At 67.3% G+C, this 24551-nt stretch carries 21 protein-coding genes; 14 read left to right on the top strand and 7 right to left on the bottom strand.

All coding sequences use genetic code 11. The annotated features are described in order from the left end of the window. Positions 1-817 precede the first annotated feature (817 nt). A complete protein-coding gene (locus JE024_RS40315; RefSeq protein WP_205378907.1) occupies positions 818-1660 on the bottom strand; it encodes an IS5 family transposase in 843 nt (280 codons plus the stop codon). A gap of 590 nt (positions 1661-2250) precedes the next feature. On the opposite strand from JE024_RS40315, the gene JE024_RS42070 reads away from it, so the two are divergent. Further along, positions 2251-2382, top strand: a complete 132-nt coding sequence (locus JE024_RS42070; RefSeq protein WP_280521601.1) for a hypothetical protein — start codon at positions 2251-2253, stop codon at positions 2380-2382. 741 nt (positions 2383-3123) lie between these two features. Here JE024_RS42070 and JE024_RS40310 read toward each other — a convergent pair. After that, positions 3124-3684, bottom strand: coding sequence for a hypothetical protein (locus JE024_RS40310; RefSeq protein WP_205378906.1), 561 nt, complete (start codon positions 3682-3684; stop codon positions 3124-3126). A 276-nt stretch (positions 3685-3960) separates the two neighbouring features. Between JE024_RS40310 and JE024_RS40305 the strand changes: the two genes are divergently transcribed. The 7 genes from JE024_RS40305 to JE024_RS40275 all read left to right on the top strand — a co-directional run bounded on the left by JE024_RS40305 (position 3961) and on the right by JE024_RS40275 (position 8107). Next, a complete protein-coding gene (locus JE024_RS40305; RefSeq protein WP_205378905.1) occupies positions 3961-4164 on the top strand; it encodes a hypothetical protein in 204 nt (67 codons plus the stop codon). Positions 4165-4550: 386 nt separating this feature from the next. Then, a complete protein-coding gene (locus JE024_RS40300) occupies positions 4551-4760 on the top strand; it encodes a hypothetical protein (protein ID WP_205378904.1) in 210 nt (69 codons plus the stop codon). Between the two features lie 133 nt (positions 4761-4893). Then, positions 4894-5367 (top strand): hypothetical protein, encoded by a 474-nt coding sequence (locus tag JE024_RS40295; protein ID WP_205378903.1) that lies wholly within the window; start codon positions 4894-4896, stop codon positions 5365-5367. A gap of 43 nt (positions 5368-5410) precedes the next feature. Continuing rightward, positions 5411-6877 (top strand): ApeA N-terminal domain 1-containing protein, encoded by a 1467-nt coding sequence (locus JE024_RS40290; protein WP_205378902.1) that lies wholly within the window; start codon positions 5411-5413, stop codon positions 6875-6877. Positions 6878-7259: 382 nt separating this feature from the next. Next, positions 7260-7415, top strand: a complete 156-nt coding sequence (locus JE024_RS40285) for a hypothetical protein (RefSeq protein ID WP_205378901.1) — start codon at positions 7260-7262, stop codon at positions 7413-7415. Between the two features lie 120 nt (positions 7416-7535). After that, positions 7536-7715: a hypothetical protein gene (locus tag JE024_RS40280; RefSeq protein WP_205378900.1), complete on the top strand. Its 180-nt coding sequence runs from the start codon at positions 7536-7538 to the stop codon at positions 7713-7715. 17 nt (positions 7716-7732) lie between these two features. Next, the gene (locus JE024_RS40275) at positions 7733-8107 is read left to right on the top strand and encodes a hypothetical protein (RefSeq protein WP_244883771.1); all 375 of its coding nucleotides are present in this window, start codon (positions 7733-7735) and stop codon (positions 8105-8107) included. 57 nt (positions 8108-8164) lie between these two features. Here the strand turns inward: JE024_RS40275 and JE024_RS40270 are convergent, their stop codons facing one another. The 3 genes from JE024_RS40270 to JE024_RS40260 all read right to left on the bottom strand — a co-directional run bounded on the left by JE024_RS40270 (position 8165) and on the right by JE024_RS40260 (position 14113). After that, on the bottom strand, positions 8165-8371 hold the full coding sequence (locus tag JE024_RS40270) for a hypothetical protein (protein ID WP_244883769.1): 207 nt from the start codon (positions 8369-8371) through the stop codon (positions 8165-8167). A gap of 547 nt (positions 8372-8918) precedes the next feature. Beyond that, the gene (locus JE024_RS40265; protein WP_205378899.1) at positions 8919-13085 is read right to left on the bottom strand and encodes an NACHT domain-containing protein; all 4167 of its coding nucleotides are present in this window, start codon (positions 13083-13085) and stop codon (positions 8919-8921) included. Between the two features lie 158 nt (positions 13086-13243). Next, on the bottom strand, positions 13244-14113 hold the full coding sequence (locus JE024_RS40260; protein ID WP_205378898.1) for a hypothetical protein: 870 nt from the start codon (positions 14111-14113) through the stop codon (positions 13244-13246). 766 nt (positions 14114-14879) lie between these two features. Here JE024_RS40260 and JE024_RS40255 point away from each other — a divergent pair. Together JE024_RS40255 and JE024_RS40250 are read left to right on the top strand one after the other, a co-directional pair. After that, complete coding sequence (locus tag JE024_RS40255; RefSeq protein WP_205378897.1) at positions 14880-17483, top strand: DEAD/DEAH box helicase; 2604 nt, start codon at positions 14880-14882, stop codon at positions 17481-17483. Positions 17484-17788: 305 nt separating this feature from the next. Further along, positions 17789-18292, top strand: a complete 504-nt coding sequence (locus JE024_RS40250) for a MarR family winged helix-turn-helix transcriptional regulator (RefSeq protein ID WP_205378896.1) — start codon at positions 17789-17791, stop codon at positions 18290-18292. 66 nt (positions 18293-18358) lie between these two features. On the opposite strand, the gene JE024_RS40245 is transcribed toward JE024_RS40250, so the two are convergent. Together JE024_RS40245 and JE024_RS41835 are read right to left on the bottom strand one after the other, a co-directional pair. Continuing rightward, entirely contained in the window at positions 18359-19246 is an 888-nt protein-coding gene (locus JE024_RS40245) for an RNA polymerase sigma factor SigF (RefSeq protein WP_205378895.1), read from the bottom strand. 1434 nt (positions 19247-20680) lie between these two features. After that, positions 20681-20806 (bottom strand): DUF6228 family protein, encoded by a 126-nt coding sequence (locus tag JE024_RS41835; protein ID WP_244883797.1) that lies wholly within the window; start codon positions 20804-20806, stop codon positions 20681-20683. 422 nt (positions 20807-21228) lie between these two features. Here JE024_RS41835 and JE024_RS40240 point away from each other — a divergent pair, with 422 nt between their 5' ends. The 4 genes from JE024_RS40240 (at position 21229) to JE024_RS40225 (ending at position 24322) form a co-directional block, all read left to right on the top strand. Beyond that, positions 21229-21780, top strand: a complete 552-nt coding sequence (locus tag JE024_RS40240; protein WP_244883767.1) for a hypothetical protein — start codon at positions 21229-21231, stop codon at positions 21778-21780. Between the two features lie 407 nt (positions 21781-22187). Continuing rightward, on the top strand, positions 22188-22643 hold the full coding sequence (locus JE024_RS41830; protein WP_244883766.1) for a hypothetical protein: 456 nt from the start codon (positions 22188-22190) through the stop codon (positions 22641-22643). Between the two features lie 6 nt (positions 22644-22649). Beyond that, a complete protein-coding gene (locus JE024_RS40230; protein WP_205378894.1) occupies positions 22650-23987 on the top strand; it encodes a hypothetical protein in 1338 nt (445 codons plus the stop codon). Further along, positions 23987-24322 carry a hypothetical protein gene (locus JE024_RS40225; protein ID WP_205378893.1) on the top strand — a complete coding sequence of 112 codons (336 nt, stop codon included), beginning with the start codon at positions 23987-23989 and terminating at the stop codon, positions 24320-24322. The genes JE024_RS40230 and JE024_RS40225 overlap by 1 nt, the downstream gene beginning before the upstream one ends. The last annotated feature ends 229 nt before the right edge of the window (positions 24323-24551 follow it).

Here is a 24551-nt window from a genome sequence, read left to right as displayed (position 1 = left end):
CACCCCCGCGTCGGCGGGAAGGACGCCTTGGAGTGCTCGGACTGCTGCTCCCATGGCGGAGCACCCCCGCATCGGCGGGGAGGACTCCCGTGCCTGCGGGCGCCGGGCTCACCGGTCGGAGCACCCTCACGTGGGCGGGGTGAACACGAGGGTGCGGCGCAGGGCGGTCACGGCGGGCGGGGCACCCGCTTGACGGCGGGGAGACTCGGCGCACATGGCGGTGACGTCGTTACGGCACGGGGTACCCCGCCGACGTGGGGTGCTCCGTTCCGTCACCGTCGGCAGGGCGTCCCCATGCGAGGCGCCCCCGCTACGGTGGAGGGGAGGATTCTCTGAAAGAGCGTTTCATCCTGGCGGGGGCGTTTGGTATCTAGCGCGTTGTCGCTGCTTGGGGCGGACCGTACCGACGTGTGAGGATCCGCCTGTGGAGTGCGATGTGTGTGGTGCGGCAAAGTGGCGGTGGCCGGTGCCGCCGACAGCGTGGGAAGAGGAGATCTGGTCCTGTTCCTGGTGCCATGCCGCCACCCATGTAGGCGGCGAGTGGTTCGAGATCTCGCGACCGCCATACCTGCCCATAGAGATGCGCTGGGAGAGGGCCGTCGCGAACGGCCGTCCCGCTGGCGCCTCTCACGCTTTCGGCATCTTCGACAGGACGCTGTGCGGTATTCAGGAAGCTGGCATGTCGCCGTCCGACCACTGGTGGCTGCCGGAACGGGAGGACGCCTGTGGCGCCTGTCGGGAAGCGGCGAGTGTCATCGACGACCGCTGGCCGCCGGCGATGAGAGGCGCCGACGCGCGGGTCAGCGTGGCCCGGCGGCTATGAGTCCTTCCAGTTCGGAGTCGACTCTCGGGTGATCCTGCGGCTCATGAGGTCGACCATCGCCACCTTGATCATGGCTTCGGAGCGGTGGGGGTGGGTCTCGTAGTCGCGGGCGAGGCGGCGGTGATGCATGAGCCAGCCGAAGGTCCGCTCGACAACCCACCGCCGCGGAATCACCTTGCAGCCCTTCTGGGCAGGATCGCGGCGGGTGACTTCGACGTCGATGCCGAGGCGTACACCGTGATCGATGACCTTTGTGCGGTAGCCGGTGTCGGCCCATGCCTTGGTGATGCGGGGGTGATCGGCGGCGATGTTCGAGAGCAGGCGGATTCCGCCGACGTTGTCGGAGACGCTGGCGGCGGTGACCAGCACGGTCAGGAGAAGGCCGAGTGTGTCGACGCCGATGTGGCGCTTGCGGCCTGCGATCTTCTTGCCCGCGTCGATGCCCTGGCCTGACACGGGGACGTTCGCGGAGGTCTTGATGCTCTGGGCGTCGAGGACGCAGGCGCTCGGCTCGGCGTCCCGGCCCTCAGCTTCCCTCACGAGCCGGCGGAGGAGACTGTTGAGCTGCTCGAAGACTCCGTCCTTCTGCCATGCGGCGAAGTATCCGTAGACGGTCTCCCACGGGGCGAAGTCGTGCGGCAGATACCTCCACGGGATTCCGGTGCGGTCGACGTAGAGGATGGCGTCCATGATCCGACGCAGGTCGTGCTCGGGCGGCCGGCCGATGTCCAGGCCCTTCCCTCTCCGGTTGGCCCGCCAGGCTGTCAGAGTCGGTTCCACCAGCTCCCAGCGGGCATCGGACAGGTCACTTGGATACGGGCGCTGTCGACGAGGCATGTTTCTGTAGTAGCGATGCCCGCCGTCACGCCACAGGGCGCAAACAGGCGTGACCGGGGGCGTGTTGGGATCAGACAGGAGCGAAGGGACCGAAACGGACCCTCAAAGGACGTCACCCGCCCCACCTGCCACAAAAGGTGGTGCAGATTAGCTGGGACCTCCGGCAACGCACTGCCGAGGCGACGCAAGCCGGCGCCTCGGGACCCGAGCGGCACCGGTCCGATGCAGGTCTGGCGGCACTCGTTCAGGTCTGTGTGGCTTGCGGCCGAGGCCGCTGTCTCGGTGCGCGCAGGTGGCGCCTACCAGGAACGGACGAAGGAGAACGGTCTGTGGTAGATGGGGAGGCTCCGGCGACCTACTCGACCTCCTCAGAACGGGAACAGCGGCTGCTCGGCAGCTACGAGCTGTTCGTGAGAGCGGAAACGTGTGTCCTCCGGCGACGCCGAACGGATCGGCCGCATCTTCACCCAGCAGATGGCCGGATCGCGGCAGGCTCCACCCGCCGGATCGCGGCCCTGGTCACCGCGGCGAACCCGGCTGCCGGCCGGCAGCCGGGTCTCCTCGCCCGGATCGTCTCTCTCCTCATCCGCATGGCCGAGCGCCTGGCCGGGCTCGTGCAGGCCGCCGCCCGGAAGATCGCAGAGAAGTACAGCAGCGCCCGTGAGCGGCTGCGGCGCCTGCGCGCCTTCTTGGGCCGCACCGCCCGCCGTGTCCGGGTGTGACCGGAGACCCGCCCCCTGGCGCGTCTCCGGCGCGCCGTGGACCTGCCCGACGCAGAGGGGGCTCCCTGGCCAGCCGGGTCTTCCACTGGGCCGAAATCCTGCCGGAGCTTGGCCGGTTCGGGCAGTCGCAGCGGCGCGTGACCTTCCGCCCTCGGCGACGACTTCGGCGACGACCCGCACAGCGCTCTCCAGAACGCCGACAAGCACGTCGCCAGCCGGGAGCCGCGCGTGGTGGATCGCCTGGCCGCGCGCACCGGCGGGACGATCCCGGACGGCGAGGACGCCGAGACCGAACTTGCCGTGCCGAACACCGTAGCCGCGTCCCTGGCCGACATCCGCGGCATGGGCTCCGAGGGCGCTGGACGACGACCTGCGGGCGTTCCTCCTGGGCCTGATGGCCACGCGATAGGTGGCACCAATGCTCACCGTCACCGGCACGTTTGGCGACCGTGCGACCTAACACCGTGCAGATCACCAGGCGGGCCGGCCGCCCGATGATCGGGTCGTACCGTGCCGCGGCCCTCGTCGAGCTCCACCGAGGAGAGGCCAGGGAGAGGCCCTCGCCCTGGCACCCACCGGCCCCGCCGTCACCGTGGACTGCGGCAACGAGCGTCCGTACTCTCAGTGCTGCGGCAGTTCACCCACATCATCGAGGAGGTGAAGGCCCGGCCCGCGGGCACCAACCCGTGATTCAGCCTCGGGGCGGCGCTTGCACAATTGGGCAAGAACGATCTTGGATGGCTACTTGGAGCCGCACTGCTCGATGTTGACGTACCGCAACCACTCGTCCTCACCTGGCTTCATGGGAGCCAGGTCAGGTGAAGGGGTCGATATGTCAGGAATCTGGGCTTCAACGATGGAGCTCTCGTGCAGGACTCCATCGGCTGTGCGTTCCCAGAACTTGCCGTCCCTGTCTAGGATCAGCAGTTTGCTGACGTGCAGGCGGATGGCCCCCTTCATCAGTCTCGCGGTCGGAATTTCAAGACGCTGGCAGGGGGGAAGGATTCCGAGTTGCACCCACTCACGATCTTCGACTGTGTTTAGGCCGCGCACTCCAACTTCGATCCAGATGGGCGCCGCGTCGAGAGTTCTGTTGGCGATAATGGTCTCCCATCGGTCAGCGTGCCACCAGAACGTGATCCGCTCGGTCTGCTCACGACTGCTGCTCTCCCGCTGCTCCCTGGCCTGAGCAAGCTGCTCGTCAGCGACTTGGGCAGTCTTCAAGGTGCCCCAAGCCGTAACCATCAGACCAGCCGCTGCGATCAGCGCTACCAAGACAGCCGTGTGTTTCGCCCAGTCCATGCGGCCGTACCACCTGCGTGCCGCGTCGACGAAAGGCCGGGAACGCGAGGCGGTGGGCAGCGTCGGCGTTGCCGGGCCCGGAGATGCTGCGACTGGAGGACGGGCGGGAGGGCGTGGTCTTAGCTGACGTATGCGTAACCGTGGAGAGCGGGAACCGGGCAACGCGACCTCGCAGTTTGCAGGCTGAGTCCTACGGTCAGGGACGCGCTGCTTCGGCTCGAGGTTCCCCCGGCGTCCGTGAGAACGCTCGCCATCATGCGGGCTCATCCTTCACATGTGACCAGATACGGATTCGCCATCGAGGCGCTCCCCCAGGGCGGCAAGCCCTTCGGAGAGCAGGACGACGAGAACGACGAGACCGTGGAAGCCTCCGAACAGGCCTCCCTCGACAGGGCCGACCCCACTGCCTCCGGCCCGCAGCCCAACGACGACGACTTCGAAGACGAACTCTCCGAAGAACCGAACACCGCACCCGCCTAGACCCCCGACGCCGCCTCCGGCCAGGACCCGGCAGCCGCCCCACAGGTCCCTCACGACGGCTCCCGACCTTGGGCCGGAGACCAGTACGACAAGGGCGACGAGACCGATCCGAACGCCGCGTTCTCCGCCTACACGGGCGCCGACGAAGAACAGGTTTGGCTCGACCGGGTACCCGACGGCACACTGATCGGGTGGGTCCGTGACGCCACCGACCAGGTGTGGCGCTGCACCGACCCCGAGGCGTGGGCAACCGACGTCGACGGGGCGCAGATGACAGAACGCACGGCCCCGAGGGGTCGACCGAGCCCGCCGGCGAAGCCACACAGACGCCGGGAGACCGCGGGGTCCAAAACTCCATGTTCGCTAGCCAGTAGGGAGCCAAGACTGTGCAACTCGACCGTCAGACCGCCCCGGACCTCATGGGCGAGGGCAACGCCGCATTCCGGCAAGGCGACCCGTACGACGCCAGCCCGTACATCAGGTACGGCTATGCCGATCAGCAGTTCAGCTACCGCTTCTGGACGAAGGGCGGGAGCGCGGCGCAGACAGAGCACGACAGCGCCCAGCAGCCCGCACGAGACAGCGCAGGACAATAGCCCCACGCCGAAGGCACGGTGCCGAACTGGTCGCTTTCCCGCTGGCTGACCGGTTCCGCCGCCGCGCCAGCCGCCTTCGCGCTCTCGCCAATGAGCACTACCGCGACCGCGTCATCGTCCAGGAGGACCTGTCATGAGCCCCGTGCCTGATGAACGCGACCGCATCCGGGCCCCCATGGAACGGATCCTGGCCGATGCTATTGAGTACTCCAACGGCGCCTTGACCATCGTGGCCCTTGCCCAGGAAGCCCAAGTTTCCCGCACCGCACTTACCCAGCGCCACCTGGACCTGAAGAACGAGCTCTACGACAAGGTTCGCGCCCGGGGCGCCATGCCGGACAGCGAGAAGCGACTGCGCCACCTGGTGACTGAGCTCATGAAACTGCGGGCTGCGGACGCCAAGGACTCGCGGGACTACGGTCCGACGTCGAAGCCCTGGTTGGTGCCCTGCACCAGGCACAAATGGAGAACTGGCAACTGCGTCAGCGGCTCGCCGCTCCAGGCCCAAAGTTCGCTCGCTGCCCACACAGCACCGGCCGCGAGCTCCTCAGGGACGCTATTAAAGCGACAGCATCGACATCCGAGCTCGTGGCAACATCAGCACTGACCGCGGCCTCTGGGGCTGAAGTCTCCGTCGATGGGTACTTACCTTGCCTGAAAGCATTGTTCCGCTCAGACTGCCGTACGAGCCGGACAACTACCTTTGCACCTGGACTGTCCCCGACGGAAGGGGCGGCATTGCCGAACTCCCCGGTAACCTAAAGGTGCTTCCCAATCGCCCGCCCACGGGTTCAATATATGGTTCGGTGCCACTGAATAGCGAATCCCCCGGCGTGTATTCCTTTCCGCAGGTAGTTGAATTCTGTGCGCTTGCTGGAACTCTAGCCAACGGCGGATCAGTAGTTCTGCTAGACGCCTCCATCACTTACTGGTCGATGGGACAAGGGCACATTTCGGGAAGCGCGGCACTCCTCGGCAAGGGACGTGAATTTTTCGGTCGACACAGTCCGCGAACAGCATTCGATCACGCAAGCGATGTGCCGCTAATTTCATCCGTGAAATTCCAAGTGACGGCTCTCGATGCAGTCATTGGCATCTCTCCTATCAAGAGCGTGCAAACCCCTGGAATACATCCGGAGAACCCTAAAGATCTATGGAGCGCGAACCTCGACCTGGAAGCGAAGGGTAAGTGGGAAGTCGAGGATCTTTCGCTCACTGTTGGCTACGAGGGTCGGATGCGAACAATGGATGGCTATGAATTCCGGTTGGCATTTAGCCCAGTGGCGGAGCTCAAGGTAAGGGAAGGTGCATCGCTTCGCGTCGTTATGGATGAGTTCGTAGAGCCGCTGCGCCGGATCATTTGTATCGCGACCGGAAAAGTTCAGGACCTGACGTATGTTTCGGTCGAGCTGATGGCCTCCTCTGGCGTGCTGCAAGTTTTCGGTACGGGCATTGACCAGAAACCGTTCGCGAGCTCGTCAAATGAAATCCGATCCAACAGCAGCGCTGTCCGGGCCAAAAATGATGACCTTTCACTTCTGGATCTTATCCTCAAATGGCGACAGTACGCTGCCACGCACCACCCACTAGTGGAAACCTACGGATCGATGCTCCATGCGCGCGACCAGCACCCACGGTCACGGTTCCTGCTTCTAATCCAAGCGCTGGAAGGTCTGCATGGTCACGAAATGAAGGACAAATACAATCGGCGCAAAATGGAGCACCTATCTAAGCGCGAGAGTGTCATCGTCGACCTGAAGGATAAGGTTGACAGCGACACAATGAGGTTCCTCAAAAAATCGCTTCTAAAGAACCCGCCGACGAGCCTCGAATCAGCATTGAATGCTACAGTTAGCGACCTGCCTGTGAATTCCATGCATCACCTCGCGAAAACCGCACTCGTCGCGGACGTCATATCGCAACCTCCGGCACCAACGACAGCCGCGAGTGCCCTGCGCGTGGTACGAAATAATCTCGCGCATGGCAACCGAGGATACGAAGAACACAAACTCGACGAAGTAGTCAGGATTCTTGAGTTGATCGTCCGAGCGCACTCACTGCGAATTCTTGGCTGCCCTGACGCTGTAATCGAGCGAGTGTTCAAAGAAACCAAATAAGGGATCGTGCCACTCCTGCCCTGTAAATGCCCAAACCTGCGATTCTCGGCAAATGGATTCGCCCAGGTATCCGAAAGCATGGGTAGGTTGCCGTTCGGTATCCGCGGGACGTACGGGAGCTGCAGAAGGCGAGGCGCTCCGCATCGCCAGATTGTGTTTGCCCCGCCGCTTTAGCCCGCCCGCCGGTTCACGCTGCCGGACGTGCCCCCGGGCCACCGTCACGTTCACCCCGAGCGAGGGAGCCCAACCCGTCCACGAGTCCATACGGCTCGACCTGCTGCTCAGGCTGGGGCTCCTCACCTCACCCGAGGCCGTCGTCCGGTGGACTCGAAGTACCGCTCCCGCTGACCGCGGCCTGCCATCCGGAGCGCACAGGCCGACGTTGTCGGGGGGGCAGCTCGTCGTTCCCAAGCTCGTCACGAAGATCGGTCTCACACTGCGCAGGAGCGACCAGCTCGAGGACGTCGACTCCTGGCCGATCGACATCGACGACCTGGTCGAGGTCGCCGCCTACCGCCCCCGCGGGGACGGCACGTAGGATGTCGACTTCCTCGTCGGGCTCGACGGGGCCGCCGTCGACCCGATCGTCCGCTACGTCACCACCCATGCCGCCGATACCGAACACAACCGGCCCGGCGGGGTCGGCTCCCAGGGCCGGGTGTCCTCCGTCAACGCGGAGGGGCAGTCGATCTCCTGCGACTCATCACCCGTCACCGGCCAGGCCGGCGCTCTGCCGGAACTCAGCAGCTTCTCCCGCTGGAAGCGCCGCCTCTTCCAGGCTCTCAACCGGCCCGCCCGCCAACCGCGGCTCTACTCCTCCAGCCGCCGCGCCCGCTGAGAAGGGATTCGCTCGCCGTGGCCGTCGTGCTCCCGAACGCCATGCTCACCGCGTACGTCCTCGCCCCCCTGGGCGCGCGACGCCAACGGCGTACCCGTACCCCGCCCCCGGGCCGACGGCCCGCACCACGCGCCACCTGGCCCAGCTCCGTCCTCGAACAGCCCGACGGCACATGGACCGTACGGCTCGACCCCAAGGGGTGGCCGGTCAAGGACGGCGACACCATCTCCGACGGCACCGGCCGAACGTGGACGCTCACGTCCACCCGGCAACACGCCGTCCGCGGCTGCTCTGACGTCGACTACGTGCAGGCCACAGCCACGCTCAACCCGCCCGAGGTCGCCGGATGGGGCGCCGCCGGCATTGACGGGGTCTGGGCGGGCAGCGTGTAGCGCGATAGGGATACCGCTCCTCGGCCGGTGGGCATCGGGGTGCGCGGCTTGCCGGTCTCACTGGACGCTGTCGACCAGCCCGTCCAGCGTATCGGGGGACTCGGAGGTGAGTCGGCAGAAGCCCTGGAGGCTGACGGAGCGCTCCAGGCGGCCGTCCACGATGTACTTCAGGTTGCGGGTCTTGCCTCGAGCGTTGTGCCAGGTGAAGGCTGGCAGCAGGTCGCCGGGTATCGGGGTGTCGAAGCGTACGGCTGTCGCGTCCACGTGGACCGCGCTGGGGAAGTGGCTGGCCTGGCAACGACGACGCGCCAACGAGGGGCGTCTTTCCCCGATCCGGGGAAGGCTTTGACCATGATCGATCCGTGGTGGAATCCGCCCTGGCCCCCTGCAGTGGCAGCAGACCTACCACCGCATCCGCACAGCAGCTACGGGTGCCGACGGCGTCCCGGCCACGAGCCTCTCCCGAGGCCTTTGCCGCTGGACCCGTGTCCAGCGCGAGTGCTGGGAGCATCTCCACCCCGCCCAGCAGGATCTCCTGACCGCCCTCGGCATCACACCCCACGCCGACACGAGCGAACGGCCCGCCTCGGCCACACGCTCCTGCAGCGTCAGCCCCGGCCCGGGCCACGCACGCGCCTACGTCTCCCAGAACGGCCACCTCACCCCGGACAAATACACCCGGCAAGCCGGCTGCCCTCTCGGGCAATGGCTGGGCCAGCAACGCCCCAACGGTGCGGTCCTGGCATTCTCGCCGCGTGCGGACGGCTGAACGCGCGGCCCGAGTTGAGGACTGCCGCGGCAGGCCGGGCGTCTACGACATCTCGTCAGTCGTCTTGCGCCAGTCGCTGTCCTCACTCGGCAGCCGGCAGTCCAGTACGTGCGCTGCGGCCAGCAGTGTGCCCTCGTGGGTCAGATGACGAACCTGCTCGCGTTGCTCGCGGCGGACGTCGTCGATGCCGTGGTTGGTCGCGGGGCAGCTGCGCTTCTTGGTGTTCCAGCGCGTGCAGTCGAAGTAGCCGACCAGGAGCAGTCCCGCGGTGTCGGGTTCGCTGAGGTAGGCGCGCAGCTGGGTTCGGGCGGTGGTGGGCAGCTCTGGGTTCCAGCATCCCTTGGCCTCGATGATGACTCTGAGGGTGTGCTGACCGGTGTCGGGAGAAGCGGGGGCTTCGATCTGGACGTCGGTGCGCAGGCCGGGCAGGCCGTCGCGTCGTACCTGGACTTCCCGGTTGACGACGACGCGGTGGCCGCCGATGTCACGGCGCAGGAAGGAAGCGACGGCGTCGCTGAGGTCGTCTTCCCAGCAGGGCCAGCACTGGGTACTGGAGTTGAAGCGGTGCTGGTTACGGTTCCAGAGGCTGACGGCCGTTCCGTTGTAGCCCTGAAGGTCTTCCTCCAGGGCGGCCAGGGATTCACGGACCAGGTCGAGGAGTTGGCGGGCGTCGCGGACGAGGCGTGCCTGGTGGTCGGTGACAAGCCGGATCATCTGTTCGGGCTCGAGAGGCAGGATGCTACGGTCCGCCGCCGTGCGGGCGGTGGCTCGGGCGAGCACGCGCAGTTGCCATACGAGCGGGTAGGCCTGGGCGAGCCGGTACAGAGCGGCTGCCGCGTGGTGGGTTTCACGGGAGGCGAGGATGCGTGGCAGGTGGCGCAGCAGGTCGACGAGGCGGTCTTCCTGCTGGATGAAGCCACCACGCAGAGGCCGTTGCAGGCGTGCGATGCCGGTGTCCTTCAGAAGGAGAGTGTAGAGATCGACCAGTACGTCGTCGTCGAGGTGGTCAAAGGCCCCTCCATCGGGGCCGGTCGACAGGCCGGTGAGCAGGTTGCCGTATTCCGCCAAGACTGTGGCGTCGGCCAAGCCGCGGCGCAGAGCGGGCCAGTGGTCAGGCAGGATGTCGTGACGCAGCAGGGCGCGGGCGGCGAAAAGCCAGCGTTGCCGTGGCGGCGAGCCGGGCTCGTGTCCGCGCGGATCGGTGTCGAGGGCGTCCACCAGGTGGCCGAGGGCGTTGCGGTCTTCGGCGGCGGCGAGTTCCTCAAGAACGGCACACCACTGCTCGGGGCTGCGGTCGCTGTGCCGTGCCCAGGCAGACAGGAGCGTTTGGAGCTTGTATGAGGGATCCCCTTCCAAGGCTTTTACCAGGTCGCGCAAGGTCTGGTCGGTGACGTGGTCGAGGGTATCCAGCAGCAGCGGGGGCAGCTGGTCTTCGGCACGCGCAACGCACAGTGGCATCCAGGTGCGCTGTAGCTGGCGTTCCTCGGCATTGTAGGCGGGGTTTTGGGCGAGGGCGACGGCCCAGCCGGCCCAGTGCTCGGGGCTGGCGTGTAGCGCTACCGGGTTGTCGACGAGGGCGAAGGCGGTGAGTTCTGCGGACGGCGGGCGGGCGGTGGAAGCTGGGCGGAAGTTGGCTGTGGTCAGCGGGGGGAGTTCGCTCAGGAGGTGAGTGGCTGCCTGGCTGAGGCGCCGGGCGGGGTCGGTGCCGGTGGCGGGACGTGAGGGTGCCCGGGCGGCCAGCATGGACACGCCACCGGTGTGTCGCGCTGGTGATCCGTCCGGCGTGCGCCGCAGGTAGTTCAGGAGGGCGTTCCACGCGGTCAGGACGTCTGGGCCGCGGGCGGCGCGAACCTCGTCGATGGCCGTGCTCAGGGCGGCCGGATCAAAGCGCTGTTGTCGCCGTTGCGCTTCGGCTCGGGCAGAGCGTTCTCGCTGATCGCGTTGATAAGTCTCCCAGAATGCCGTGGCCTCGGCGAGCGTGGGATGGGCGCGGCGCGCGGCATCCGCACGTGCCTTTGTTTGAGGCTCTTCGGGGGGCGCGAAGCGGACAGCCTGCTGGGCGCGGGCCGGATTGATGGCGATGAGTTGGTCCCAGTGTTCCATCCAGTACAGCAGGTCGGCACCGGGCAGGAAGGAACCGCCGGGGATGCCGGCCAGCACGGTGTAGAAGGGATCGTCCTCGGAGTGCTGAAGGATATGGCGGGCGAGTAGGCGCCGGGTCTGGGGACAGCTGTCCAGAGATTGAGCCAGGTCCTCCAGAGAGGTCTGCAGGAGCGAGCTGTGCAGGCGGTCCTCGTCGTCGGCAAGGCCGAGCAGTCCCTCGCCAATGAAGGGCACGAGGTCGAGGGCGGGGGTCTCCTCGTTGAGAATAACCGCACGGCCCAACACGGCCAGGGCCAGGCTGGGGCTGGTGGACTGGGCATCTCCCGCGCGAAGGGCACGTCCGGCCCATTGGGCTGCTTCGGCGATGGTGCTGCCGTCGAGCTGTGCCGGTGCCTCATTGCGCAGGATGAAGGCGGTGCCCACGAACGCCGGGTCCGGGTCGCGGATGCGGTCGAGGTAGCCGGTCGCCGTTAGATGGCCGGGATAGAGGTGGCGTAGGGCCGCAGCGATCACCTCGGGCGAAGGATCTTGGGTCAGGTCCATGATCCGGGTGAGGGTGTCAGGCGTGGGCTCGGTGACGCCGGCTAGGGCAGCGGTGCGCACGCCTGTGTCGTAGCGCGCGTCTTCGGCCACGTCCAGCAAGTCGTCGGCGAGTTCGGGGTGGGGGCAAGCCCGGGCGATGCTGACTACCGCATACGTCAACCGGGGCTCGCCGGGCTCCTGCAGGCGAGTACGCAGCTGGCCGGCCAGTCGGCAGTGGTTAAGGCGGTGCAGCAGGCTGTGGTCGAGACTTACCGTGTCATCCCGTTCCAGCAGGGTGAACAGGGCGTCAACTACGCGCTCTCGGTCGGTGTCGGGCAGGCTGGGCAGGTCGGCCAAAAGCAAGACGAGGGGGTCGTCGTGCAGGAGGTCGGCAAAAAGGGTGGCGTCACTGGTGGTGCGCCAGGCGGCGACTTCCTGCTGGGCGGGGATGATGTGGCGGGCTTCGCCGTCTCCGATCCACAGCAGTTGGCGCTGGGGCTGCGGCTGCAAATGGTGCATGCGTAGGAAATGCGCGGCGAGGAATTCGCGATAGCTGTCGTGGGCGAAGGTCCAGCGCAGGTCACCGGTCGGGACCAGCAGGCTTGATTCGGTGACCTGCCGCAGATTCCACAGGGTGCACGGGACGTTGCCGCCAAGGTGTCCGGGTTCATCAAGGCCGTCGAGCCGCGACAGGCGCAGGTCTGTCGGCGTACCGGATTCGTCCTCGGTCACCGCGGTGTATGAACCAAATTGCATCGTGGCCGCCAGCCGGGCCGCGACGGCCAGCAGGTGTTCGGGTGATGCCTGCGCCTGGAGCTGGGTCGGGTTGGTGGGGCGGCGGTGCTCGGTGCACAGGCGCAGGCATGCCTGGAGGTAGGCGTCGTGCACCGTTGCCGGCAGGCGGTCGTGAAGGGTGTAGCTGTCCAGGAGCTGCAGCAGCGTGACCGGGTGGGTGGCCAGCGCCACCAGTCCCTGCTGCTGGATCGACTCGAGCAGGGCAGTAGTGTCCGGCACGCCGACCATCCCAGCTGCGACGGCTACGTCGTCGGGGCCGAGTGGGGTCAGGCCCATGCTCTTTATCTGGTCGGGTTGCCAGTCTGCGCGCAGGGCTTCTTCGAACCGGGCCGGCCAGCGGGCGCTGCGGCAGGTGATCCGCAGGCGAAGCCTTTCGCGGTCTGCTTCGGCCACATCCTCGAGCGCCTCCAGCAGGAGCTGGTCCAACTGGGGGAGGTCATTGAGGCCCTCGTCCAGGCCGTCGAGGAGGATGTGCCACTCCCCTGGTTCGGTGGGGGGTGTAAGTGCTTCTTGCAGGTGACTCTGCGCCCTGCGGGTCGTGGTGCACCGTTTCAGGTCGAGCCAGGCGGGATGCAGACCGGCGGACAGGAGGGCATCGTGTTCCTGGCGCAGGGCGTACGTCTTGCCCATGCCGCGTTCGCCACGCAACACGATGATCGCGGTGGCCCGCTCCTGGGCTAGTAGCACACCAGCCTGTGCGTGGCTGGGCGGCCATCCGTAACGGCCGTGAGCAGGGGGCTCGTCCAGCACGAACACGCGCCGCTGCCATGGGAACTGCTGCTGTATCAACGTGTTCTCCTGGCATGCGCGGTGTGGGCTGCCGGCCATCGAGGGTGCTGGAGCCCTCTGGGGTATCCCCGCCCGGCGGCCGACGGGACGCGGGTGGATCGAGCGTGAGGGCCATTATCCAACCGTGGGCTGCCCGTTCCCGCCCGTGGCCCAGCACGTCAGCTTGGAATTTCGCCTTCGATGATGGCCGTGATCTTGTCGTTGAAGAGCTGGACCCAGTTGTCCTGTTCGTGCCCGGACAGCGGGTGCCGCACGTGGGGGATGCCGCGGCGGCAGAGGTCGCGCAGATCGACCCCTGTGACGTCATCGCCGTACTGGAGCCAGTCGTCCACGGTTGCCCATCCGAGGTTGTCGAAGACGGACTCGCCCATGTGCTCGTCGTACCCGCGGTCGCTGGGTATCAGGGCCCACGCCAGCGGGCGGAAGTAGACCTCGGAGAACACGTTGTAGTAGAGCCTGCGCCCCAGCACCCGGTAGTTGCTGAACATGCTGGCCAGGCGTGTCCACCTCAGGGGATACAGGGCCACGCGCAGCGAGGCTCCCTCGGGCAGCGTAATGTGAGAGCGCCGCTCGCGAAGGTCGACGGCGAGTCCCGGGAACATCACCCGCAGCTGTGGAGTGGTGGCGAACATCCCGATCAGTATCGACCGGGCGACCCGGCCTGGTGCGACGCGTACGGGCGGCGCTGGGGCAGCCCGCGGAAGAAGCAGGAGCGAGCGCGCCCGCTGGTAGGTGTCCAAAGCCTTGGCGAAGTCGCCATAAGCGCTGTCGTAGTTCAGTCCCGCGAGACTGTTGCAGTCGCCGCAGAGTCCGCGCATCCACATGCCGCCCGCGTCGAGTCGACCCACGCTGCGTACGTTGTTGTGGACCCGAACGGTTGCGCTGGTCACCTTGCCTCGGTTGCCGGCTACCTTCGGCGGCACATGCGCCTTCGTCATCCCGCGCACCTCACCGCACAGCCCGCAGGGACGAAGTCCCGGCTTGCGCAGGTCAACACCCAACGTGCCCGGAGGCCGCTTGTCAGACATTCAGGGAGCGTAATGGCCCTCGCCCCTCGGTCGCTGGCTTTTTGTGGCGCGCCGGGGCGATACCGACCCGGCGCGCTCCACGTGCGTCGTCGTGCTGCCTGCGGCGCCGGTCGCGAACCGTCGCCTGCCCGCAGGCGCGCACCCGCCTCTCCCAGACACGGCACAGCCGAGATTCTCCATTCGCGGCTGGCACCCATGGCGGGAGGACCAGGTGTGGAAGACAGCCCTGCCTCCCCGCCCTGTCCGCCTGGCGCGAGGTCAGCAACTGCCGCTCAGGTGGCCGGCTTTCAGCAGGCCAGGGAGCGTGGGCAGGACTTCGTCGTAGAGGGTCTCCTACTCGCAGCCGTGCCCGCCAGTTCGGGCGATCTCGTCGGCCAGATCACGGAGGGCCTCGATGCCCTGGTGCGCGAGCCGGGCGGCGAGCTTGCGTTTTAGATAGGCCCTGCACGCTGTGTGCTGCCCCGATCCACCGCTATGGGGCCCGAAGCCCCAAGGTATGCCCCGCCTGCCGCATAGCTACCAGCTCCTGACCGTGTAACGGCGGACACCGCCCCGGGAGCGTGCATGCGACAGCCCGTGGCGAGATCGTTCGTCTGCCTCCACGGACAGGTCCGAGTCGTGGTCTCTCCTTCGGACGCGTGGACATGCATCACCACCTCGGCATCCAGTTGTTGCCAGCGGCCCGGCATGCTGCAGTACTTTGAGCAGCCGAGCAACGGGGATGGATGCTGAGCTCTTGTCAGCTCAGCGGGGGGAACGGAGTGCAGTGGCCTTCAAGCTCAAGTCCGCCGAGGCGGCCATGCCAGAAGACCCGGTCGACCTGTATCGGATTCTTGCCCTGACGAACCGTGGGCCCGAATTCGTGTGGGGACACCAACAGGATGTCCTTCGAGACTGGCACGAAACGAAGTCGGACGCGTCAGACGTAGCAATTGAGCTGCCGACCGGGGCGGGTAAAACTCTTGTCGGAGGACTGATCAGCGAGTACCGGCGCCGCAAACACGGCGAACGTGTCGCCTACCTCTGTCCCACGCGGCAATTGGCGCGGCAGACGGCAGCGAAGTTCGACGAGTATGGAATTCCGAACGTACTGCTCGTCAATCGCGTGAATACATGGAATCCAGCCCACCAGGCGCAGTACGAGGCAGGGGAAGCCGTCGCCGTCAGCGTCTACAGCCATGTCTTCAACTCGAATCCGGCTCTCGACAACGCTGGCATGCTCGTCCTGGACGACGCTCACGCGGCCGAGGGGTACGTGGCCGGTCCGTGGAGTCTCGCCATCTCCCGCAAGACCGAGGAGAGTGCGTACCTCGACGTTCTCTCCGTGCTGAAGCCCGCGCTGGATCCACTCGTCGACACCCGGCTGCGCGCTCCGAAGACAGAAGACTCCTCGGCGTACGTGTACCTCGCCTCCCCCATCGGTGTTGCCGAGCAGTCCCTCCCCCTCGAAGAAGCCGTCGCGGCAGCAGCCCACGGCTCGAAGCTGAGTACGAACGCCTTCCATGCCTGGAAGTTCCTCCAGGGACGCCTCGACCGATGCCTGATCTACGTCTCGTACGGACAGATCCTCATCCGCCCCCTCATCGCGCCCACGGCGCAGCACGAGGCCTTCAACAGCCCTGTCCGCCGCGTATACATGAGTGCGACCCTCGGAGACGGCGGCGAGCTCGAGCGTGCCTTCGGGCGAAGGAAGATCGACCGTATCCCCGTCCCCAAGGGCTGGGAAACCCGGGGCACCGGGCGACGGTTCTTCATGTTCCCCGAACTGACAGACGACCTGTCCACAGCGCCCGCGCGGGTACCCGCCTTCGTCTCCGGGGTTGTCAGCAGCGCGGGACGAGCCGTCATCCTCACCCCCGACAGCCGTACAGCCGAGACCTTCGCCAAGGAGTGCCTGCCCGAGACACACCCCGTCGTGAAGGCCAACGACGTCGAAGACGACCTCACTGCCTTCACCGCGATGGACCAGGCGGTCCTGCTCCTCACCAACCGCTACGACGGCATAGACCTCCCTGGAGACGACTGCCGGCTCGTCGTACTCGCAGGCCTGCCCGCCCGAGGAGACCTGCAGGAACGCTTCCTGCACGAATCACTCGGCGCCCTGGAAGTGCTTCAGGAGCGCATCCGCGCGCGCATCGTGCAGGGCTCGGGCCGGGCCACACGCAACAACAAAGACTGGGCGGCCGTCATGGTGCTCGGCCGGTCCCTGACGTCGTACCTGTCCGGTCCAGACGTTCAGGGGGCGCTGCACCCGGAAGTCCACGCCGAGGTCGAGTTCGGACGGACGAACAGCTTGGGCACCACCTCGAGCGAGATGCTCGACAACCTCGCCGTCTTCCGCAGGCATGATCAGGACTGGGCTGGGGTCGACACCCATATCTCCTCCCAGCGCGAGCAGTACACCCGAACCGTCGCCCCCAGCTCCCGTGAGCTGCACAACGCGGCCCGGCACGAGGTCGCGGCCTGGGAAGCTATCTGGAACAACCAATGGGACTGGGCCCTCACCGCCGTACAGCGCGTCCTGGACCAGCTCAAGGGCGAGCGGACACCCCAGCGCTATGCCGCGCTGTGGAACTACCTCGGGTACAGCATCGCCGAGCGGCTCGCGCAGCAGGGCGGAGACTCAACGCACCGCGCCACCGGTGTCCGCTACTACCGCGAGCTCCAGCGTAAGGCGCAGACCAGCAGTTTCCTCGCCCACATCGCTTCGCCGAGCGACCGGGCCCACGCGCCCGTCCTCGGCGACCTCGCCCCCGTTGATGAAGCCGCGATGCTCGCCGTCATCGCCCGTACCGAACTGCACCGTCCCGAGCCCTTCGAACGGGCCCTCACCGAAGCGCGGGCCGGCCTCGCAGGCACCGAGTACCGCGCCTACGAAGCCGGACTCGTCCACCTCGGCAGCTTCGCCGGCGCCTCGGAAAGTTACGGCAACGACGACGACGCCAACCCCGCAGCCCCTGATGCCGTCTGGATCTTCGACGACGCCCGCTGGGTCACCTGGGAGGCGAAGAGTGAAGCCACGCCCACCGGTGAGATCGGTCCGGACAATGTCCGCCAGGCACAAGGACACCTCAGGTACACGGAGGCAGAACGAAAGGCCTCTGCGCCCAGCGGCTCCATCGCGCTCCTCATGTCCCCCAAGCCGAAGATCATGGCCGCCGCGCGCATGCTCGCCAACGACGAGACCTACCTCGTACGCCAGCCAACGGTCCTGGACGTCTTCGACCGCCTCATCCGGTCGTGGCGCACTGCCCGAGCACGCACGATCACAGTGCTCAGCCTCGCCGAACTCGCCGACATCTTCCGGGCCGAGCAGGCGCTGCCATCACAGTGGCTGCCCCTGCTGAAGGCGACCCCAGTCAAGGAGTAGCGAAACGGCGCGTGGGTCCCTCAGGCCGACGGGCTCGAGGGACCCACGTCCGCACCGGCTCCCCTGCCAGCAGCACTCCAGGCAGGAACGGCTTCGTGATCTATCCGGCCGCGGAGGCGGCGGGTTGCTTCCGGAGGACCAGCAATAAGGTCATCGGCTGATTGGCGACCACTCCCCACCCGTGCCGAGAAGCCCGCAAGCTCCGGCGACGAGACGAAGACGGCCCGCCCCACCGGGCCCAACAGCACCAGATGAGCCACTGCCCGGCCGACCGCCGGGTACAGGCACCACACCATGGGGAAGACATGCCAGCACCGGACACTGCCCCCAGCACCACAGGTGATGAGACCAGCCAGTCAGCAGGCTTCATCACCGAACTCCTCGACGTGCTGTGGGAGCACGCCAGGAACTCTGCCAGCCACGCAACCGCGCCCATGTCCACCTCGCAGCTTCGGCTGCTCTACGTCATCGACCGCGACGACGGCATCCGTATGCGGAAGGCCTGCACCCTGCTGGCGTCCTCGCCGTCCAACGTCAGCCGGCTGTGCGACCGCCTCCAAGCCATGGGATTCCTCGAGCGGCGCCCCTGCCCCGGCAGCAGGCGCGAGATCACCCTGCAGCTGACCGACGCTGGAAAGACGCACCTGCGCGGCATCCGCGAGAAGCGCGACACCATGCTCCACCGAGCCATCGGGAACCTGAGCCCAACCGAACGCCGCGCACTCGGCGAGGGACTCGCTGCCCTCGCAGTCCAGCTTGACTTCCCCGGCGAAGACCTCAGCAGACCCCGCACCCGTCAAGTGGCCTGAGCTAGCCGAACACCGTGCGCGCCGGCGCCTCGGCGAAGGACCATGGGGCGCCCGTCCTGGGGAGTGTCAGGCGAGCATGCCGGTGCGGAGCTGGGCGAGCGCGCGGGACAGGAGCCGGGACACGTGCATCTGAGAAACGCCGAGCTCGGTGCCGATCTGGGCCTGGGTCATCTCCTGACCGAACCGCATCGCGATGATACGGCGATCCCGCTCACCGAGCTCCCCGAGAAGCGGAGCCAGCGCCTGCAGATCCTCTGACTTCTCCAGGGCCGGATCAACTGCGCCCAGAACGTCCGCATAGGTGCGTGCGACGCCCGCCGGGCCCTCGCCCTCGCCAGGCACGTCGAGCGAACCGGCCGTATAGCCGTTGGAGGCGATCAAACCCTCGATGATCTCGTCCTCGGTCAGTTGAAGGTGGTCTGCCAGCTCCCTCACGTTCGGGTCACGGTCGAGGCGCGCAGCGAGGAGTTCCTTGGCCTGCGCCAGGTCGACGCGCAGCTCCTGCAAGCGGCGGGGCACGTGTACGGCCCAGCTGGTGTCCCGGAAGAAGCGCTTGATCTCACCGACGATGTAGGGGATGGCGAAGGTGCTGAACTCAACCTCACGGGACAGGTCGAACCGGTCGATCGCCTTGATCAGACCGATGGTGCCGACCTGGATAACGTCCTCCATGTCGCCGGCCTCACGGCTACGGAACCGGCGGGCGGCGAACTGCACCAAGGAGAGGTTCATCTCGATGAGCGTGTTGCGTGCGTACTGATACGCGTGCGTTCCCTCCTCCAGCACCTGCAGCCGGTCGAAGAACACCTTCGACAGAGCACGGGCATCCTTCGGAGCAACCTTCCCGGCGTCCTCGACCCAGGGCAGGTCGGCAACGTCCGAGACCCGCTCCCCCGAACCCGCCAGTGCGTCAGTCGCCCTGCAGTCCGTCCGCGGCACAGAGATCGCTGCCATGTCCAAGCCCTCCCGGTGGTGCATCCTTACCGGACCGGCACCTTCCCAGGTGTAGCACACCTACACCTCCACGCCGCCGGATTCGAATACAGTGCAAGGAGCGGTCGCATCGCGACGGAAGGGCCGGCTAAACCGTTCTGCGGACCTGGGCCGCTGGTGCGGCAGGCCGTGACCTCGTCAGCACCCCGCACGCTGAACCGCCCAACGCGCCCCCAACGCCGACCACTCAGCCTGGAGCCGCCGCGCCGGTCTCGTTGCTCGCACCCCCCGTGGGCGTCACGGCAATGGCTGTCCACGAAGATCAGGCGGCTTTCTACGGCGGCTACGGCGACCGGACGGCTTGCCGGACGCGGTCCCTCGCCCTGTGGCGGGCGTGCTCTCTCACGCTGGCGGCGGACCGGTTCGTCGGCTCGCTGCGCGGGGACACGAGGGCGCGGACGTGGCTCGGGTACGCCATCGCGCTGACCGCCGGCGGCGTCCTGGACGCCGCCGTACCGGAGCCCGCGCAGGAGGCGGAGCCGGCCGCACGGGGGATGCTGTGCGCCGTGTACCCGTACCTGCCCGAGGACGTCGCCGGGGACGGGAAACGACCGCAAGCCTCGGCGCAGGTCCGCGCGGCGTTCAGCCTGTCCCTGCACGCGATGATCGCGCGGTGTCCAGTGCCCGGACTGCCCTCCCTGGATCCGGGCATGTGGACGACGGCCTGGATACCGCTGAGGGCCGTGCTGGCCGCCCGCCGCTATCTGGCCCGCCGGCACGACCCGCCCCTGGCCCCGCTTCACCCGCCACTGCCGCACCGTCGTCACCCAGGCACTGAACGGCGAGGACAGCCACACTCACCACCTGGTGTCCGTCACCAGCTCGTCCACACCGCACAGGACAACAGGCTCTCGCCCAGCGGACAACCTCAGCCGCGGCCACAGCCCCAGCGGCCGCACAGCCGCCCGGCACGACCTCGACGAGCCGGCCGACTCGGGCACCCACGACAGAGCCCCGCACAGCGGCGACTTCGGCGGAGGCGACTGAATCCACCCGAGCAGCCCGCTCATCGCCCTGCCTCCGCCGCCCCGCTGTTGGACTTGTCTCGTAACCGGTGTTCACTGCGGTGGCCAAGCCAATGTTGCACGCGCCTGTCGAGGCCAGGCCGGTGCCCGACCGGTCAGTCGAACCGGACAGCGGCTTCGACGGCCGTGGTCGCGTCAGCGCGCCCGGGGCCCTATGGACGGCGGTGGCGCCTTCGGCGCGTAGCGTCGGCCTCGAACTGGGCGTGCGTTTCTGCCTCACGGGTGACGAGCCGGGCCACGGCGGTCAGAAGTTCTCCGGGTGCGGTGCTGACGCGGGACACAGTGAGTCCGGCATTCGCGTGATCATCTTCCAGGGTGCAGTCGGCCCACCCGGATCCCGCCAACGTCCAGGTGATGCGTATGCCAGCTGTCATGGCTGCCCGCGGGTGAGGAAGTTCCAGACGTCGGCCGCCAGGGAAGTCATCTGCTCGCCGGCCTCCAGCCCGTTGGTCACCGAGGCGTCCCAGCCGCCGGCGCCCCCTCGCCAGGGCCGCAGGGTCCAGGTCAGTCCGGCATAGCCTCCTTATCGGGGCGCCTAGCTCAACGGCGTATTGCACGGCGTCCGTGTCGAAGCGAATCGGTCGCAAAGCGTCACGCCTATGGAAGAGCTGTCATGGCAGCAAATGGTCACGCTGGGCTTGTCGTCAGGGTGGCCGCCTGGGGAGGTCATGCGCGGCACGCTAGGTCGGTACCGCCTTTGCCGTCATCAGGATTCGGCGCTGACCAGGTGGAGCGGTGGCTCGCGCAGACCAGCGTGGGCCACCTCCACGAGACGCATCACAGCGCCGGGGCCGCCTCCGATCCCTCCGCTGCTGCCAAGCTGCCCTTTGGCCGAGGTCCGATGCGGGTCATCGGTCACGGTCATGCCCGGGGACCGGGCCGGAGTATCAGGTCCTGGCGTACGTTCCCACGCATGACATGCATCCTGAGATCCCGGCTGGTGGCCCAGTGAGTGGCTGGTGGGCCTACCTGGAGGAACGGACCTGCCGAGAGGTGGATGCCGATGTGCTGCGTGACCGCCGACTGTCGGCGGTCAGGTCCGTCTGGGAGGCGCTGCGCCCGCTGGGGGTCGGGCTACACGAGGCCGAGCGGGTGGTCCACGCGCGATACCAGGCTCTGGGCGACCGAGTAGAGCACACGCCGCCCGATCCGCTGGACCTCCCCTCGCTCGCAGCCCTTGCCGCGGCTCTACCTGACCGTGTGGCAGCGGTGGAGGCGATCTGGGACGGCAACACCGTGCACGACTGGTTCGTGGACCTGGTAGCGGTTCTGGACGCTCCGGAGGGAGAGATCCGCCTGGCGACCATCTATCACCGGCCTGGCAGCCCTCCTCCCGGCGCTGCTGCCACTGAGGCCGGCGGGGCGCTGGCCGCCCACCTCCAGGTGCCCTTCCACTTCGCGTCACCGGAGGTCCCGGATGACGACGCCCCGCGCTGGAGGACGGTCCAACGGCCGGCGGAGGGACCATGACCTTGCGGCATGGCAGGAGCGCGGCGGCCCGCCAGAGGCCGGACGACACAATGCCTCCCGTGCCCAGGAACACGGGAGGCAGGTGAGTCCGCTTGTCTCCCGGAGCGGTGAACAGCTGCTGTCGAAGCTTCGCGAGAAGAGACAGGCGCCGGCGACGTGGGTGACCCGCAGGTCCCGGCGGTGATCGACTCCAACCACGTGCGGGCCGCTCCGCAGGGCTCAAACTGCCCTGTTCCCGACGGAGATCCGGGACGCAGTCCCCCGTGCGCGCAGTGCCGGGGGTCTCACCCAGAGGATGCGTGTTCCCTGGCGCAATCTCGGCCGGACCGTACCAGCGACCTGTGACATCCTGATCGTCGGTGGACTTATCGTCAGATCACCATATGTACGAGCTCAGGGGGAGAGCGATGTCGTTCGATGAGGAGTGGGCGAGCCTCAAAGAGGCGGCGCTCGCGCGGCGGCGTGATGCCGCGCAGATGCAACTCAACGGGGTGCCGGCCGCGGACACCGGTTCCGATGGGGCAGGTAATGCGGGAGGCGGATACTCCGTCAGCAAGGCCTCGATCAACGGCAGCTCGCATCTCCTCATGGAGATCGCCGGCCTCCTCTACGAGGGCCGTATGGACGGCGAGAATGCCACCCAGGCCAGGCTTCCCCGCGCCCATGACGAGGTGGCCGCGCAGGTCGACACACTCGCCCGTTTCGCACAGGACCAGTACAACGACATGGTCGCTCTCCTGGCGTCCCTGGCCACGAAGTTGCAGGCGGCCGGCAGCAGTTATGTCACCGTGGACAAGGGCGTGCAGGGCCGGATGGATTCGATCCTCGACTGCGGTACCTTCGTCCCGCCCGAGAAGAGGTGACCGGTGATGGCCTATCACGCGGACGTCGCCTTCCTCGAAGAAGCCAATCCGGCGCTGATCGACCGGAACGCCGCCGAGTTCCGGCGACTGCACACGCTCATCGACTCCACTGACGACGCCTTCCGGAAGGCGGGGCGGATCGCGTGGGTCAGCTCCGCGCGCGATCTGTACGCGAAGCGGCTCCAGGAGAGCCGCTCGCTGGCCGATGGGCTCTCGGAGGCGTTCCGGAAGGCCTCGACAGCGCTCGCGGCATACGCCGATGCCGTCACGACCGCGAAGACGCACTACCGGAACGGCCGGGCTGCCGAGAGCAAGCTCTCCGAGGTCATGGCCCGGGAGGCGTCCGCCATCACACCCACCGCACGGGCGGCGGAACCCCTGCGCCAGTGGGAAGACCTGCGCGCCAGCACAGGCGTCATGGACTGGCTCGCCGAGGCGACCGTGGACGTGGACGCGATCCGTGACGACGCCGAACGCCTCTACAACCAGACCAAGGACCACTACGGTGACGCGCTGCGCGTGGAGTCGGCCGCCCGTCGGCTGTGCGTCGCCGACCTGAAGGCCGCCTACAAGGCGATACCCGAGTTCAAGGGCACGGTGCCCGACATCGCGGCCTTCCTGAAGGGCCTCGTGCCACTCCAGACGGAGGCCCGGGAAGCCAGGGGGAACGCCGGGACCCAGCTGCCGGGAGCCGGCCCCAAGGTCGACTCGATCCCCACCGTGGGTGAGCACGTGTACATGTCGGAGGCGCTGTTCCGCATCCAGACCAGGGTGAACAGCCTGCCGGAAGGCGTGGGCAACAACTACTGGTGGCTGTCCACATCGGACGAGGACCGTCGCGAGTACATCGCGGCCAACAAGGAACTCCTCAAGGCCGCAGCAGCGGATTCCGGACTTCCCCCGGAAATGGTGGCAGGCATAGCCTGGAAGGAAGTGGCAGGTGATCCCGGCCTGCTGGACGACGCGGCCTTCGAAGGCCGCAAGATCCTTCCCGGCAGCGAAGACCCGGACCGGACCTCGATGGGGCCCATGGCCATCCAGATCCGTCGCGCCGCCGAAGTCCTCGGCTACGACCCGGAAACCCTGACGGACACGCAACGTGCCGTCGTCGTGGACGCCGTCAAGGCCCCCGCGACGAACATCTTCATCGCCTCCGAGTACCTGGCGCAGCTCAAGGCGGAGAGTGGCTTCGCCGACGTGCCGCCGGAGAAGATGACACGCGAGCAGATGCAGGAACTCGCCGCCCGCTACAACGGCGGCCCGTACTACGAGAGCGCCGACGCCCAGCGCTACGGCCGTCAATTCGATCAGCACCTGGACGAGGCCAAGGAGTCCCTGCGGTGATGGCCACGCGAGCAAGTACCTCCCCCGGACACCCTGCCGAACGCCGCGGTGCCGGCCGCCTGGGAACCATCGCGTGCGGAGTTCTGCTCAGCGCGGGACATCTCGTCGCCACGTATCTGATCCTGCTCGCCTACATGGTCGAGCCCGGCACCACGGAGACCGCCGCGCACTCCGGCGTCGCGGCCGGCCTGGGGATGGGCGTCACCGCGGTCACCGGCATCCTGACGCTTCTCTTCGTCAAGGCAGGCTGGCTGCGCCGCTGGTGGTTCACCATGCCCGCCCTCATCGCCATCGCCACGGTGCTGCGCCTGACGGTACTCGCTCCGGCGGGCTGATCAGGCGAGAACCAGCGCGAGGGGGTACGGGGCGTACGCCCTCGGCGCCGTCGGCGGGCCGAATGTCGCCCCGCGACATGTAGACCGGGGCGGGTGCTTCGGCGGGCTCGCCGTTGTCCGCGTCCGGTGTCCCGATGCGTGCGGCGAAGCCGGGCACGGGCCGCCCACTCGTCTGCCGTGCTCCGCCGGCGAGGGAGTGAAGTCTCTGTTGGAGTCCGCGCCAGAGCGT

The organism is Streptomyces zhihengii (assembly GCF_016919245.1).
Classification (GTDB): Bacteria; Actinomycetota; Actinomycetes; order Streptomycetales; family Streptomycetaceae; genus Streptomyces; species Streptomyces zhihengii.
This window is presented reverse-complemented; position numbering and strand designations above follow the sequence as displayed.